This window comes from Novipirellula artificiosorum (assembly GCF_007860135.1).
Taxonomy (GTDB): domain Bacteria; phylum Planctomycetota; class Planctomycetia; order Pirellulales; family Pirellulaceae; genus Novipirellula_A; species Novipirellula_A artificiosorum.
In genome coordinates this window covers 956,782-971,305 of sequence record NZ_SJPV01000002.1, presented here as the reverse complement: position 1 = coordinate 971,305, position 14,524 = coordinate 956,782, and the positions used below count along the sequence as shown (strand labels likewise).

Annotated in this window: 12 protein-coding genes; 5 read left to right on the top strand and 7 right to left on the bottom strand. The window is 56.5% G+C overall.

The window, feature by feature from the left end:
- Positions 1-30: 30 nt before the first annotated feature.
- Positions 31-231 carry a hypothetical protein gene (locus Poly41_RS09355; RefSeq protein WP_146525628.1) on the top strand — a complete coding sequence of 67 codons (201 nt, stop codon included), beginning with the start codon at positions 31-33 and terminating at the stop codon, positions 229-231.
- Between the two features lie 658 nt (positions 232-889).
- Here the strand turns inward: Poly41_RS09355 and Poly41_RS09350 are convergent.
- On the bottom strand, positions 890-2,998 hold the full coding sequence (locus Poly41_RS09350; RefSeq protein ID WP_146525626.1) for a right-handed parallel beta-helix repeat-containing protein: 2,109 nt from the start codon (positions 2,996-2,998) through the stop codon (positions 890-892).
- A 324-nt stretch (positions 2,999-3,322) separates the two neighbouring features.
- Between Poly41_RS09350 and Poly41_RS09345 the strand changes: the two genes are divergently transcribed.
- From Poly41_RS09345 to Poly41_RS09335, 3 genes are all read left to right on the top strand, one after another.
- Positions 3,323-4,822 (top strand): sulfatase family protein, encoded by a 1,500-nt coding sequence (locus tag Poly41_RS09345; RefSeq protein ID WP_146525625.1) that lies wholly within the window; start codon positions 3,323-3,325, stop codon positions 4,820-4,822.
- A 138-nt stretch (positions 4,823-4,960) separates the two neighbouring features.
- On the top strand, positions 4,961-5,338 hold the full coding sequence (locus Poly41_RS09340) for a DUF3127 domain-containing protein (RefSeq protein WP_146525623.1): 378 nt from the start codon (positions 4,961-4,963) through the stop codon (positions 5,336-5,338).
- A gap of 11 nt (positions 5,339-5,349) precedes the next feature.
- Positions 5,350-6,927: an adenylate/guanylate cyclase domain-containing protein gene (locus tag Poly41_RS09335; RefSeq protein WP_197231175.1), complete on the top strand. Its 1,578-nt coding sequence runs from the start codon at positions 5,350-5,352 to the stop codon at positions 6,925-6,927.
- Here the strand turns inward: Poly41_RS09335 and Poly41_RS09330 are convergent.
- The 5 genes from Poly41_RS09330 to Poly41_RS09310 all read right to left on the bottom strand — a co-directional run bounded on the left by Poly41_RS09330 (position 6,886) and on the right by Poly41_RS09310 (position 12,058).
- Positions 6,886-7,911 (bottom strand): hypothetical protein, encoded by a 1,026-nt coding sequence (locus Poly41_RS09330; protein WP_231615536.1) that lies wholly within the window; start codon positions 7,909-7,911, stop codon positions 6,886-6,888. The genes Poly41_RS09335 and Poly41_RS09330 overlap by 42 nt on opposite strands.
- 92 nt (positions 7,912-8,003) lie before the next feature.
- Positions 8,004-9,110 (bottom strand): MlaD family protein, encoded by a 1,107-nt coding sequence (locus Poly41_RS09325; RefSeq protein WP_146525619.1) that lies wholly within the window; start codon positions 9,108-9,110, stop codon positions 8,004-8,006.
- Positions 9,110-9,832 (bottom strand): P-loop NTPase family protein, encoded by a 723-nt coding sequence (locus Poly41_RS09320; RefSeq protein WP_146525617.1) that lies wholly within the window; start codon positions 9,830-9,832, stop codon positions 9,110-9,112. Before Poly41_RS09320 ends, Poly41_RS09325 begins: the two co-directional genes overlap by 1 nt.
- A gap of 12 nt (positions 9,833-9,844) precedes the next feature.
- Entirely contained in the window at positions 9,845-10,717 is an 873-nt protein-coding gene (locus Poly41_RS09315; RefSeq protein ID WP_146525615.1) for an ABC transporter permease, read from the bottom strand.
- Positions 10,718-11,017: 300 nt separating this feature from the next.
- Positions 11,018-12,058 (bottom strand): galactitol-1-phosphate 5-dehydrogenase, encoded by a 1,041-nt coding sequence (locus Poly41_RS09310; protein WP_146525613.1) that lies wholly within the window; start codon positions 12,056-12,058, stop codon positions 11,018-11,020.
- A 99-nt stretch (positions 12,059-12,157) separates the two neighbouring features.
- Here Poly41_RS09310 and Poly41_RS09305 point away from each other — a divergent pair, with 99 nt between their 5' ends.
- Positions 12,158-12,661: a cell division protein FtsH gene (locus Poly41_RS09305; protein ID WP_231615535.1), complete on the top strand. Its 504-nt coding sequence runs from the start codon at positions 12,158-12,160 to the stop codon at positions 12,659-12,661.
- Positions 12,662-12,704: 43 nt separating this feature from the next.
- Here the strand turns inward: Poly41_RS09305 and Poly41_RS09300 are convergent, their stop codons facing one another.
- Positions 12,705-14,420, bottom strand: a complete 1,716-nt coding sequence (locus Poly41_RS09300) for an outer membrane protein assembly factor BamB family protein (protein WP_231615534.1) — start codon at positions 14,418-14,420, stop codon at positions 12,705-12,707.
- Positions 14,421-14,524 lie beyond the last annotated feature (104 nt).

Sequence of the window (14,524 nt, the reverse complement as noted above, 5' to 3'; positions counted from 1 at the left end):
TTGATCGATGCGACATCGACGCAGCGAACGGTGAAGCTCCGTTTGGTCGAATTAGAAAAGGCGAACAAGCAATTAAAGGCGGCGACCAGCGACCGAAACGAAGCCATGATTCGGCAAAGCACGCAACAGACCGCGATGTTGATGTTGCGAGACGCCGAGGAAAACATGAAGCAGTTGGATCAAGCAATGAATGCCGTTGCGCCGGAGGTCGAAGAGCGAGCTTCGGAATAAAAGGCTGTTGTCGTTGGGAACATTACCACGAGGCGGTTGGATTCCAAAGCCCCGCCAACTGCACTCTGAAAGCGTTCTCGGAGTCATCGCCGCGAACAACAAGCGTAAGCCCCCTCATCCCCAGCCCTTCTCCCCCGCGGCGCGGGGGAGAAGGGAGCCCAACTTCAAGGCTTCCTAAACGACTCAGTAGACCGCAGACCATCACCATCCTGGCTAACCGCACAGGCTCTACCATCCTGGCTCCCCTCGCCCCGCGCAAGCGGAGACGCGAGCACAATCCGATCGGTGTCTGCATCAGTTGCTAAACCGCAAAGGCTCTACCACCCTGGCTCCCCTCGCCCCGCGCAAGCGGGGAGAGGGGTCGGGGGTGAGGGGCTTTCACCGTGCCAGGTTGCTCGCACCTTATTGGACGTGTGCGTCTGCTGAGCCCCCTCATCCCCAGCCCTTCTCCCCCCGCGGCGCGGGGAGAAGGGAGCCCAACTTCATTGCTTACGACACGACTTAGTAGACCGCAGACGATCAACACCCTGGCTAAACCGCAGAGGCTCAACCACCCTGGCTCCCCTCGCCCCGCGCAAGCGGGGAGAGGGGTCGGGGGTGAGGGGCTTCTTCGAACCGAGAAGCGCATCGGCGATTTCAGCGAGTTCGAGTCGCGCGATCATTCAAATGCCGCTGGCACCTCCGGCAGATCGGCGGTCAATTCCAAGGGGATCCGTCGCCCCGCAGCGGTGTAATCGAAAGGCACAAAACCAACTTGGAATGCGGGCGAATCCGCCTTCAAATGAAAGTCGCCATTGGCGGGATCGACAAAGCCCGGATCCGCGATCTGTGAGTGAGTGTCTTGGTCGCGTTCTTGTTGCCACTGATGAAGGGTCAAGCCATCGGCAAACCGAATCGGACGCCCCCCATTCCAATACAAATTGTGATCGCAGCGAAAGTGGTTGTCAGACCAGTTGCTTCCGAGCAAGGGGCTTTCCTTGGTCCAGTAGACCAGGTTGCGCTCGAACGTGAACGAGGTGTGGTCTTCGCTTCGCGTACGTTGCAGTTGATGCTGGCCGCCCTCCGCAAAAATATTGTTCTCGATGCGATTCTCTTTCCCGTAATGCTGGTGGAATCCACCTCGAGAACAACGATAGACCAGGTTGTTGCGCATCGTGACGCCGGTGGATCCCTCATCGGTGTACAATCCCCAACCGCCATAGTCATACGAGATCACATCGTGGAAGTGGTTGTCTTGGATCGAGGTGCCGGGTGAAATCCCGAGTGTGTAGATGCATCCCATATCACTCAGAACACCCTGCCCGATGTCGAAAGCATGATTGGAGGCCACTTCGTTGTGGTGGGCACGGCTTTGGCCATAGCCCCACACCCAGCCGAGCGAAAACGCTGAGTAGTAGAGGTCAAAAACGTCGTTGTGGCGAATTGCGTTGTGCGGCGAATGACCTACCCAGACACCGATACCGGCTGAGTGCAACCGCCCCGCATGAGCGATCAAGCAATCTTCGATGGTGTGATGGGAAACCAAGGCTTCGTCATCGTTCGGGGCGGCGAGTGTGTTGCCCCACACGGTCGGCAAACTGCTGCCAATCTTGATTCCACCCGCCCCCAAATCGACCAGTTCGCAGGCCGTGACTCGGTTGTGCTGGCATCCAGGTCCAAATCCCATCGCATATTCACCAACATGGCGAACGGCACAGTGGTCAAAATCGATGTACCGAGCCCCCATGGCCGCGATCGCCGCGCCCAGATTGATTTCCGCTTGCGGGAACGACTGACCGGTCGGGGGTGTCGACCAATTGGCATGGGCGAACGTCAGGCCACGGAAGCCAAGGTGTTGCACCCATTCACGCCGAGCAACCTCGCCACGAAGCAGCAACAAATTCTTGATTTTTGGCACGATCACCGTGGTGTTTTGAAGCGTTTCACCCCGACGCGGGATGTAGGTCAAGCGTCTTGTCGGGCGGTCGAAATACCACTGGCCCGGTTTGCGGAGTGCTTCCTTGACATTTTCGGCGAAATACCGATGCCCCTGCTTGAACTCGGCCCAAGAACTAAGCCCGGTGGTGTGCCCGCCAAGTCGTACCCGGTTGTGCGAATCATCCACCTCGGCGATCGGGATACGGGATGCCGTCCAGTGATGAAAGGCAACGATTTCCACATCCTGAAGGTTTTGCCAATTCGGGTTCAGTTCGCCAGCCGCAAAGCCAAACTGGTCGTGCCCTTTGCCAGCGGATTGATCGGAAGGTTCGAGTTTCTTCGAAATCTTATAGTAACCCTGCTCTGGCCATCGCGGTCGGAACCGACGCTGGTCATTCACAAACATTTGCGAGAAGCTCCACGCTCCCGGTTCAAGATCGGTGTACCACTCTCCTTGATCGTTCGTCCTCCATTGGCTGACCTTCACACCACCGCTGATCACAGGCCGAGCACCTTTGGCAGCTTGGTAGATCACGGGCGATTGCGGTGTCCCCGAATCCTCGGCGCTGAACGCCAAGGGTTCCTCCAGGAAATAGGTTCCCTCGGCGAGTTCGACGACGATCGGCGATTGCCGATTGGGCTGTTGCTGGCGAAGCGTCCGAACGCGCTGCTGGGCCGCAGCGAGCGATGCGAGGGGACCGTCGGACGCGGCTTGGTTGACCGTCGCAACGGTTCCTGACCAGGCATCGTTCCCAAAGGTTGCAACGTGGAAATCGGCGGCGTTTGCCGACCAGCCAAGCGAGAAGACATACAGGCAGCACACGAGCCGCGGGAAACAACGAAATCTCATCGGTGGGACTTTCTTAGCAAAGGTGGGACCGGCCAATACGCCAGTTGGATGCAGAACTTCATTCTACACGACCCAATGACTCGCTGCCATTTGCTGCCTGCGTCGCGGCCATAGCTCATCACCCAAGCGACTTGTCGACAAGAGAAGACCCGCAGCCGCGACGCTTCTCGGTGATCCCGCGTTGGATCCTGCACCGACCGCGGAGCGGGTCGCAGCTGGTTCCTGCACGCAATCGTCACCCGGGTTTTGCAGCGGTGCGGGGGAAGGGTTAAGATAGTCCATTCTGACACACCCGCCTTCCCTCCCATCGTGAGCTGTTGCCCGATGTCTCGATTCTACGTCCTGTCACTTTTTGCCACCCTGATTTGCGGCCAACTTCATGGGGGCGATCCTGCTGCGCCAAATGTCGTTGTGATCTTCATCGACGATATGGGTTACGCCGATATTAACCCGTTTGGTGGGACCGATTATCCGACGCCCCACTTGGATTCGATGGCTGCCGAAGGCCGGAAGTTTACCGACTTCGTTGTCTCCTCGGCTGTCTGTTCGGCGTCGCGATCGGCACTGATGACCGGTTGTTATCATCGGCGAATCGGCATCGCTGGTGCTCTCGGGCCAAAGTCTGAAATCGGCATCAACCCCGACGAAACGACGATTGCCGAGATCTGCAAATCGAAGGGCTATGCGACTGCCATCTTTGGCAAATGGCACTTAGGACATCACCCGAAATTTTTGCCAACCAACCATGGCTTTGATCTCTACTACGGTATTCCCTATAGCAACGACATGTGGCCGCTTCACCCCGATTTCCTTTCGAAGCGTAAAAAGAACCCGGATGCGAAATCACCGTGGCCCGCATTGCCAATGATTTCGGCGACACGCGGAGGGGGATACGAGATTGTGAATCCCAATATCCAACCCGCCGACCAAGAACAGATGACGAAGCAGTTTACCGAGCGGGCGGTCGAATTCATCAAGAGCAACGCCGACCATCCGTTCTTTTTGTACCTACCGCATCCGATGGTGCACGTGCCACTGTACGTCTCCGAAGATTTTCGCGGAAAGAGCGGCGCGGGGTTGTTCGGTGACGTCGTGATGGAAGTTGATTGGTCGGTGGGGCAAGTGATGAAGGCCATCGAAGAGATCGGAGCGGATGAGAAGACGCTGGTTATTTTTACGAGCGACAATGGGCCCTGGCTCTCGTACGGGGCCCACGCTGGCAAGGCGACACCGTTGCGTGAAGGGAAAGGGACGATGTTTGAAGGTGGCTACCGCGAGCCGACGTTGATGCGTTGGAAGGGGAAAATTCCCGCAGGTACGACATGCGACAAGCTGTGCAGCACCATCGACATTCTTCCCACCGTCGCGAAACTGATTGATGCGGATTTGCCCTCTCGCAAGTTGGATGGCCGAGACATTCGGCCGCTGATGTTTGGCGAAGCCGGTGCCGCATCACCCCATGACGCGTTTTGGTGCTACTACAAGGGAGGCGAATTGGAAGCGGTTCGCAACGAACGCTTCAAGTTGATGTTCCCCCATGGCTATCGCAGCTTGAACGGGCGCGAGGGTGGGTCGGGTGGCTTCCCGGTTGGATATGAAACGAACAAAATTCAATTAAGTCTGTTTGATCTCGACGCCGATGTCTCGGAAACCAAGGATGTGAAAGACCAGTATCCGGAGGTGGTGGCGAAATTGATGGCTGCCGCGGCTCAGGCACGCGAGGAACTCGGAGACCGTTTGACCGACCAAGGGGGCAGTGAACGTCGCGAACCTGGAAAGTTGGATCCGGAGGATGAGCGGCTGCCAATGGACTGGGATTCGTGATTCCGTCCGAGACGTACCTCATTTTCACGCGATCTTGGCGACCGCAACTCGATCAAACGCTGTGGGTTGTCAGACGCCCGGGAACTCAACCATAATGGATCTTGGCAAATCACCCATTCAGTTTGTAGAGCAAAAAGTATGAGCGAGTCGAAGGTTAGCGGTGTCGTGCATTTGATTGAGGACACCAAGAGTTATGGAAGTAAGGGGTTTCGCAAACGTTTGGTGGTGCTGGAACAGGAAAAGGGCAGCTTCACGAACTTTGTGCCGCTTGAGTTCATCAAGGACGGTTGCGATTTGGCCGACGAATTGAACGTGGGCGACGAGATTGAAGTGGTTTATCGGCTCAATGGCCGTCGTTGGCAAAAGGACGAGCAAAGCGAAGTTAAGTTCTTTCTCAATGCCGAGGCGTTATCGTTTCGAGTGCTCAATGGCGGCGGGGATACGATGACGGAACGGGTCTCAGAGTCGCCCAATGATGCGTTCAACGAAGCGAGCGAAGAAGACGCACCATTTTAGGGCTCTTTGAGGTGCCGGTTGCCGCTGCGAAGCCATCGGAGAACTTGCCGCTCGTTCGTTGGAGTGTGTGGCAGCGACACGGGTTGTTCTTTGTCTGCGTTTCACCGGTCCTTGCAAACGCAATCGGCAGCGTTATCAACGTCCTCTACAATGCAAAGCAAATTCGGCCGCTGCTCAGCGACGCGCAGATGGAGCGGTTCGACGCTTGTTGGCAAGGGTTCAATCTGCTGGTTTACCCGGTCGCGATCGGGTGTTTCTTGATACCGTTGTTTTGGCTGAGGCCGATTCATCGCTCCTTGCTTCAAGGAGAGTCGGTGCCGCCGGATCGGTTGCAACGGGCTCGGCGGATCGTGATCAATCTGCCTTGGTGGTTTCTGCTGGTCGCGTCCATTGGGTGGCTGAGTTGCATCCCGGTCTTTCCGGCTGCACTTCGCGCGGTGCCCGAGCCTTTGTCCGCCGATGTGGTCACGCACCTGATCACGTCGTTCATCATCGCGTCGCTGATCGCGCTAACGCACAGCTTTTTTGCGGTCGAGATGACGATTCAAAAGGCTTTGTTTCCCGTCTTCTTTCAAGATGCGATCCCCGTTCATGTTCCTGGCGCGGTGCCTCTGAACATCACCACACGAGGCGTGTTGTGGGCGTTCTCGGCGGTCGTCAGCCCGGTGGTTTCGCTGGTCTTGATCCTGCTCGTCCCAGACGCCGCACACGAAGCCCCTGCGTTTGCGGTGGCCGTTGGAGTGGTCGCGATTCTGTTCGGGCTCAGCAGTAGCTGGATGCTCGGAAAGATGGTCGCCACCCCCGTGCGGCTGATGAAGGAAGCCGCCCTCAAGGTGGCCCGAGGTCACTTGGATGTTCGAGTGGATTTGCTTCGCGCCGATGACTTTGGGCTGCTGATAGAGAGTTTCAACTCGATGGTCGAGGGGTTGCGACAACGCGAGCAATTGCAACAAACGTTTGGTCGGCATGTGGGCCAGGAAGCGGCACGCCAAATCCTGAGTGAGCAAAACAGCTTGGCTGGGCGCGAACAAGACATCACGGTGATGTTCGTCGACATTCGCAACTTCACCCAATACGCTTCTTCTCATTCTCCGGAGCAAGTTGTTGCAGCCCTGAACGTCTTTTTTCGAGAAGCGGTCGAGAAGATTGAGTCGCATGGAGGCATGACGAACAAATTCTTAGGTGATGGTTTGATGGCTCTGTTTGGCATCGGTTTGCACTCGGACCAGCATGCCCAACGAGCGGTCAAAGCGGGCTTGGAAATGATTTGCTGCATGAAACAGGCGTCCGAGAAGTTTGCCGACGTTGGATGGCCCGATCTGCAAATCGGCATCGGTATCAATTCCGGTCCAGCGATCGTGGGAAGCATCGGTTCCCCGAAACGTCAGGAGTACACGGCGATTGGTGATACCGTCAACGTTGCCGCTCGCGTCGAGGCACTCACCAAAGCCGTGGGATGCCAGCTGTTGATCACGCGGACCACGCGTGACCGGTTGACCGAGGAGTTTGTGATCGAAGCCGAACCGCCTCAGCGGGTCAAAGGCAAATCAGGAACTCTCGAGGTTTTCCGAGTTGTCGAGCAGGAGTGAATCCTTTGGCGGTTTGGGCAGCATCGGTTCCCCCTGGTCTGCCAACGCCAACTCGATTTCCTTCGCGAGAAGCGCCAAGCGAATCTTGGCGGACTGGCAACGGCAGTGTTCCGCGAGGCATAGAGCCTGCGGAAGATAACTCCACGATTTTTTGAACTCGCCGCGGCCGAACCAGATCCTGGCAACGCGGCACATCCGACTGGCCGCCAAATCCGCTCGTTCCGCTTGTTCATAGGCCGCCGACGCCAATTCCAAGGCAACGGGAATCTCTCGATAATTGCCTGCCAATCGAAGATGCTTCGCCTCGTTGTCAAAATGCCATGCGGCCTGTAGGTATTCGCCTTTGGCAAGATGAATCATCGCGGCAACATTCTGCAATTCGGCCTGGAGGCTTTCGCTACAAACGTCTGCTGCTAATTCGCAAGCACAAGCGAAATGCATCTCGGCGCATTCAATCTCGTAGGTTTCTGCTGCCAATCGAGCTCGAGCCAGGTGGATTTGAGCGGTGTAATCGTCTTCGCACTGCTCGGCAGCTTTCTTTTGCTTGACTCGCGATCCGACACAGGGGATGCGCATGACGCACGATTCCTTGCAGGGATCCTTCGGGCCGCAAAGGCAATCGCCACTGCCCGCATCACAGGGTGGCTGACTGCACGCGGCTCGATCCACAAAGGTCTTGGCTTCCTCAAAACGGCATTCTTGTTGTGCGATCTTGGCTTCCAACAACCAAGTGTTTCCCGCAGAACTTTTTGCCCGGCAAAGCTCCACGCGCGCATCGACTAACCAATCCCTGGCTTCCTGATTTTTGGACAAGCTTGTCATGCAAGCCGCTAAGTTGTACGCACTGGTTCCGGACTCGTAGGGGTCATCGATCGACCATGCTCGGTGAAGCGCTTTGCGATACTGGGCAATCGCAACATCGAGATCTCCTTCGGCGAAGGCTTCATGGCCCGACGAAGCAAACCGCGTGAGTGAGGTGTCCACCTTGCGCTGTGGGGTCGATGCACTTCGGCAACCGGATGCAAGGGACAGCATCAACGAACTCAAGATCAAGAGAGAGGTGATAAAAGAAGATTTCAACGTACCGCCCCCCCGCGTAGGCTCGAGGGTGAAACTTGCGGCGTGGATGTCGGTTGTGTGTTGTAGCGGCGAAGCAGCCAATGACTGCGGACTTCTCCGACAAGGTCCTGCGTGTCACTCACCGTCTCGTTGACGCGTTGCGTTGTCCCAGGCAACTCATTGGCTTCTTTGCGAACAATTCGAACCACTTCGCGTGTTTCTGTCGCAAGCTGATGAATCTCTTCCGCCGCATCGCGCAGGGTACGAAGCGTTTCGGAAATGCTTTCGGTGACCGTGACCGAGCTTTGATTGACGCGACTTGCTGCCGCACTGATGTCATCCGTTGATTCCCGCACATCGACCAACGTGTCTCGCATATCGTTTTCGACCAATAACTCGATCTTCGTTGTTAAACTCTCGACCTGGGACTCAAGGTTCTCGGTTGCCTTACGAACCGTCTGCAAGGTTTCAAGTGCCTCGGGTCGGATTGCTTCGTTGGTTTGATAGAAGGAATCGGAAGCTTTCATGGTTTGGGACAATGTCGGATCGATGGAATTGTCGAGGGAACCGCGGAAACGGTCTGCGGCTTGTTCGATACCGGATAGCGTTGGATCGAGTTTTTGTTGGATGCGGCGGACCGATTCGCTGACCGATTCGACTTCGTGAGCCATTTGGTCGATACGATCGGCTTCACCGCGGAAGTTGGCGAGTTGGTTCCCAGGCAACAGTGGAACCATCGCCCCGTTGGCCGATTTGGCACGTCGAATGTCAAGAATCGGAGTGCCAATTCCATACTTGCGTTCGAGCAAGACGATGGAATCCGAAAAAATCTCGGAGCTCTTCTGGGGGTCGATCGCAAGGTTAACGCGAACCTTATCGCTGTCGTCCACATAGCGGATGTTTTCAACCTTGCCCGCTCGTTCGCCCAAGATCATCACGTCGGCGCCTTTGTGCAAATCGTCGATGTCCTCTTGTGCGATTTCGATCCAGTAGTGGTCCTGTTCAACAAAATAGTCACTGGCCCGCAGCAGCAGGATCGACAAGACGATCAAGAACAGCAACAGAATGAGTAGAAAGGCACCCACAATTTGGTTGGTGTAGCGCAATCGATAAGGTTCGTTCATCAGGCAATTCCTCCGGCGATGGGGACAAACTTTCCGGATTCAATCTTGTAGCTTACCTGGGGAGCATCATGACGGGCTGCATCGTCAGCGGGATTTGCGGTGAACCACAAAACCCCGGTCCCGCTGCGGCGAAGTCCGTTGACCGCATCGGTGAATTTCGGAAGCAGTTTCATCGATACCGATTGCATCGGACGTTCAAGAATCATCAGCTTGGGCTTCAGGATGAGGGCACGAATCCATTGGTAGACTTGCAAGATTGACTCGTCGACGAACGCCGGTCGTTGACGCAACACATCCTTGACGCCAAATCGTTTTCGCCAAGCGTGTACCTCATCGAAGATCGTTGCGGTCGCCAGTGCGTGATGTTCGCTCGCCAGTGTGACATTTTTCCCGACATTCAAGTTTTGGATCCAGGCATGATCGTCAAAGACGCGGCCAATCTTGCTGCGCATACGAAAGTGACGTTCGAAGTCTTGTCCACGCCAATCCTTGTTGTGGAACAGCACCTCGCCGCGGAGGGGCGAACTCAAACCCTGCATCATCGAGACGGTGTCTCGTGTTTTCTGAAAACGATCCAGACGAACGATTGCCAATTCGCCTTCGCGAATGACGAGATTGGCCGCTGCCAATTGAACACTGCTGTCGGTCGATCCTGCGAACGTGACATCTCGCAGGGTGAGCACTTCAGGTTTTTCGGTGGTGGTCGTTTTGGTTGGATTCATCGCAGGCCCTCGCTAAAGAATCTTGAAAACGAGGATGCGTCCGTAGATCAGCACCGAAAGCACTGCGGAGACAAAGAAGACGGCGGTCAGGGCTCGAATGCCGCTGCGACTCGAAACACGCGAGACGTCCGTGATGCTGCCACGAACATTGAGCCCATCGATGCAACAAATGGCTCCGGCAAATGCAGCTGCAATCACCGTTTTAGGAACGAAGAAGAGCAAATCGAGAGAATTGAATTCACGAATGATTCCATCCAAAAAGGTTGTCCACGAAACATGGATCGCGCCCATCGACCATCCGATCACGTAGCCTGTGACCACCATCGAGCTGGCGATGATGATGGCCAAACCAAACACGCTGACGACCATGCTGATGATGCGAGGCATCACCAATGCGGTCATCGGATCGATTCCCTGTGCATCGAGAACCTCAATTTCCCCATTGACCAACATCGTTGCAAGTTCGGTGGAGATCGCGATGCCGCTGCGACCAATCACGACCATGCATGCCAGCAGCGGTGCGAGCTCTCGAACGATGGCCCGCCATAACATGGGGGCGATGATATCGGTGGTCACCCCTAAGGCATCAATCCACAGCGCAGCCTGGACAATGATCAGCACTCCAACGGCGGCTCCGAAGCGACAGGCGACCGCAATGCCATCGACACCGGTAAACAGCAATTGTCGGGCAAGGACGCCGCGAACCGGTGGTGTCCATGATTGAGGCCGCAGGGCCAATTTGACGGTGGCCCACAGAATCGCCAAGATGGACGCGATGGTGCCACATCGCCCGAGGAACTGATTGCCTAGAAACTCGGTCATCCGGCCGGGACCTGCGGCAAACAGAAAGCGAAACAAGGTCGGTAATTCGCGAGCGGTCAGCACGGCTACGAAACATCGATGTACGAGGATCCATGGTCCCGATTCGGTCGATCGGCATCATCGGACTAATCGGCGGCACCGGAATCGACCAACCAGGAAAACTGGCAGAACCGGCTTTGCTAGCACGATCAAGCGTGGATCATCGCACATAATCGGTGCAACCGGACCGAAGAACCTATCCGAAAAGGGGTCTGACCCTCTCTTGGTCTGAGCGCATCGGTAGCGATTCCATTGGAAAACAACCAGTTCTTGAGCAATCGAAACGTCGGTCGACAAAGGGTCAGACCCCTTTTCGGATAGGTTCTAAAGCTGTTGAGGTAGCACGACCACCTTCATCTGGTCCGCGTCCCCCGCATGCAATCGTTCGAACCAAGCCGGCGTTTCTGCGAGGGGAATTTTTTGAGTGATCAGCGGTGCGACATTGATAATCCCGCGGTTCATCAAGTCAATGCATTGCGGGTATTCCCCGTTACAGCCACACGTTCCTCGCAACGTGATTTCGCGAGTGACCACGGATTGCAGGGGGAATTCTATTTTTGCAGACAGGTTTCCGACCAAGGTGACGACCCCGCCTTTACGAACCGAATCGATCGCCGTTTGCACCGTCGCCGTCGCCCCGACCACTTCCAATGCGATATCGGCACCTCGACCGCCACTGAGTTTGCGAATCTCTTCCGCCACATCGACGTGGTCCGCACGAAGAACGACATCGGCACCCAGTTGTTTGGCAACCGACAAGCGTTTGTCATTCAGATCGACGGCGATCACGGTGGAGGCGCCTGCCGCGCGGATCGCTTGCAGCGTCAACAGCCCGATCATCCCGGCGCCGACCACCACCGCGGTATCCCCCAGTTGAACACGAGTCACATTGGCAGCATGAACCGCCACCGAGACCGCTTCGATCAGTGCCGCATGTTCAAACGGCAACGCATCCGGCAAGGCATAGACAATCCGTCGTGGGACACTGATTCGTTCCGCGAACGCCCCGTGTCGCCGAAAATCGCCGCAGGAAACTCCCAAGACCATGCGGTGATCACAAAGGTTCTGATCGCCACGACGGCAAAACGCACAATCGCCGCAGGAGACCATCGAATCAAACGTGACTCGCGTCCCGCTGGCCAAATCGGTTACGCTCTGCCCCGTGGACACGACGGTGCCAGCCGCTTCGTGGCCCATGATCAGCGGCGGGATACGCCGGCCGGTGCTGCCGTCGTAGCCATGGATGTCGCTTCCGCAAATTCCACAGGCTTCAACTTGGACCAAAACGTCATCGGGGCCGACCTCCGGTTCCTCGACCTCGGTGACTTGCATCTTCTTGTATTCGGTCAGAAGTGCTGCTTTCATGGGAATCGTGTCCGCAAGGAGGGTGAGTTGAAAACGCGGGGGAGTTCCAAGTCGTCGCTTGAAACGATCCCGACCAGTGTAGCAGAAGGATTCGAAATTTTGGATGATGACGAAACGTTAACGGCCTACCATGAAGCCGGCCATGTGGTCGTTGGCTATTTGCTCGGTGCGCGAATCGATGAGGTTCGGCTTGGCAGCATGATTGATGACGATTTGCCTCGTCGATTTGGCGATTGCATCGTCAATTGGGGGGCGGTTCACCCCGCATGCGATTGGCAAACGCAGTGTGAAATCATGACCATTTTGGCAGGACCGGTTGCCGAAATGGTCTATCGCGGTGAGCGTCTGCACCCGGCCTCGTTCGCACCTTGGCAATCGGATTGGCATCAAGCGGTGCAACGATCGGCACGCTATTTTTCAACCCCCTTGAAACAGGTTCGCTTTTTAGAGTCTGTGATGGTCGTGTTGCACCAAAAGATATCCGCGGATTCGTTCTGGGCGGCCATTGCGGCGTTGTCGGATGAATTGTTAGCCCATGAAGCTCTCGACCATGACGATGTCGTTGCGACGGTCTCGTTTTGGTTGGGAACTCCCCAGGATTGAGGAGAACCTGCCACGCACACTGCTCCGACGACAGCACGAACTTTCACGACCTTTCCAACGGTGGCAAGAGGAAACAGATGACTTCGCGGTCGTTCCGTACCAACAGGTGGCGGCCAGCGAGCGTCGGCAGGTTCCATGTCTTTGCGCTGAGCGCAGGCAGCCGAAAAAGCACGTTGTATTGTGTGGGCGCCGCTTCAACAAAGACGACTTCACCCGGTTCCGTTTGCATCACAATCGTGTCTGATGCTAACAGGATTTGTCCTTGGCCAGCACGGTCGCTGCGGGGTTGCTGCCAAAGACGTTTCCCGTCTTCACTGCGAACGGCTTGGAGCGATCCGTCGCTGAGGGCGTAAAGGGTCTCACCATCGAGGCAAGCGTGCGTGAATTTCGTTTTGAGGACACGGTTGGACGCCCATATCACGTCGGCGGAACGTTGTCCATCGCTCTGTTGCTCATCACTTTGGGCCGTGATTTCCACGATGGCGCTGCCGCCGGAGTAACCTTTGCCGACCACGAACCGGTTAGGCCCCGCAGGCATGGCGGAGGTGCACGTTGCATCGGCATTGGAATTTCCGGGCCAATCGAAAGACCACAATCGAGTGCCGTCGCTGATGCGGTATCCACCGACATTGGATTCGTTAACCGATACCACCTGCTTTTCCCCCGCTAAAGTCATCAACACCGGAGAGGCATAGCTGATTTGATCCTCGCCGGTCGTCCAGCGAATGTCGCCGGTTTCGGCGTCCAAGGCGATCAACGTTCGCCCGGCTTTGGCAAGCTCGGAACCGGCGTCGGCAGGTCCGCCAAAGGGAACGATGCAGAGCCCCTCGACGAGCAGCGGGGACGCGGATCGTCCCCATGGAATGGCCTGTTCCGAAGTCGGCTGGTCCCAGCCGGCCAAGTCAAGCAAGTCGACGGTCCAAATCGTTTTGCCCGTCATCAGGTCGATGCACCAGAGCATTCCGGTTGCGCCGCTTGCGTAAACTCGGTCCGCCTCGATTTGCGGTGTTGAACGTGGCCCGACTCCGCCAAGTGGGTTTTCGTGGCGAGTTTCCTTTTCGACGATCCAGTTCAACTTGCCATCCCCCAAACGGTAACAGGTCACGCACTCCTTTGCGTCACGTTGCTCGAGGGTCACGGCGCGATCGCCCGACACGGCAAACGCGGACCAGCCTTCACCGACCCCTTGGTCCCACAGGGTTTCCACCTGATCGACGGCGGTCGGAATCGCGAATTGGCGTTCGGAAATCACGCCGGTTCGATCGTTCCCAAGGAATCCGAGCGAAGGTTCGAGACATTGCGTGATATCGGACGGTGCAAGCAAGGCAAGGTCGGACTCGTTTTCCATCGCGGCGCGATCCAACCGAGCGGCTCCCCAGAACCGGGGTTGAAACTGAGGCAGCATCTCGCCGCTGAACCCATCAAAACGATACAAAACCGGCTGTCCCAACAAAACCGCCAACGTGACCAGCGGTACCAGAAGTGGGAGGCGCTGAGCGGACAGGTAACGATGCAGTTGGTAGGCGACGAACAGGATTCCAAACAGCCCGACCGCGAAGCTGGCAAAGTTGGCCATTTGGTGATCGGTGCTCGGGGCGTAGCTTTGCACCATTCCAATCAGCACCAGCGTCACGGTGGCCCCCCATCCCGCCCGCCAAAGATGGCGTGTCGGCGATTTACCGCGGTGCGAAGGTGTGTCGGGATCGGCGACATCGGGTGGCAGGGTCGCATCAGCGTTTTGAGGCATGTCGTTGGTCACGTCAGCGGTGTCCTCTGAGAGCACGAATCGAAATAAGGCCGAATGGTTGTTCATCATAGCGAGGCGACGAAAAAGCGGATCCCCCATCCTTGGAAGTGGACATT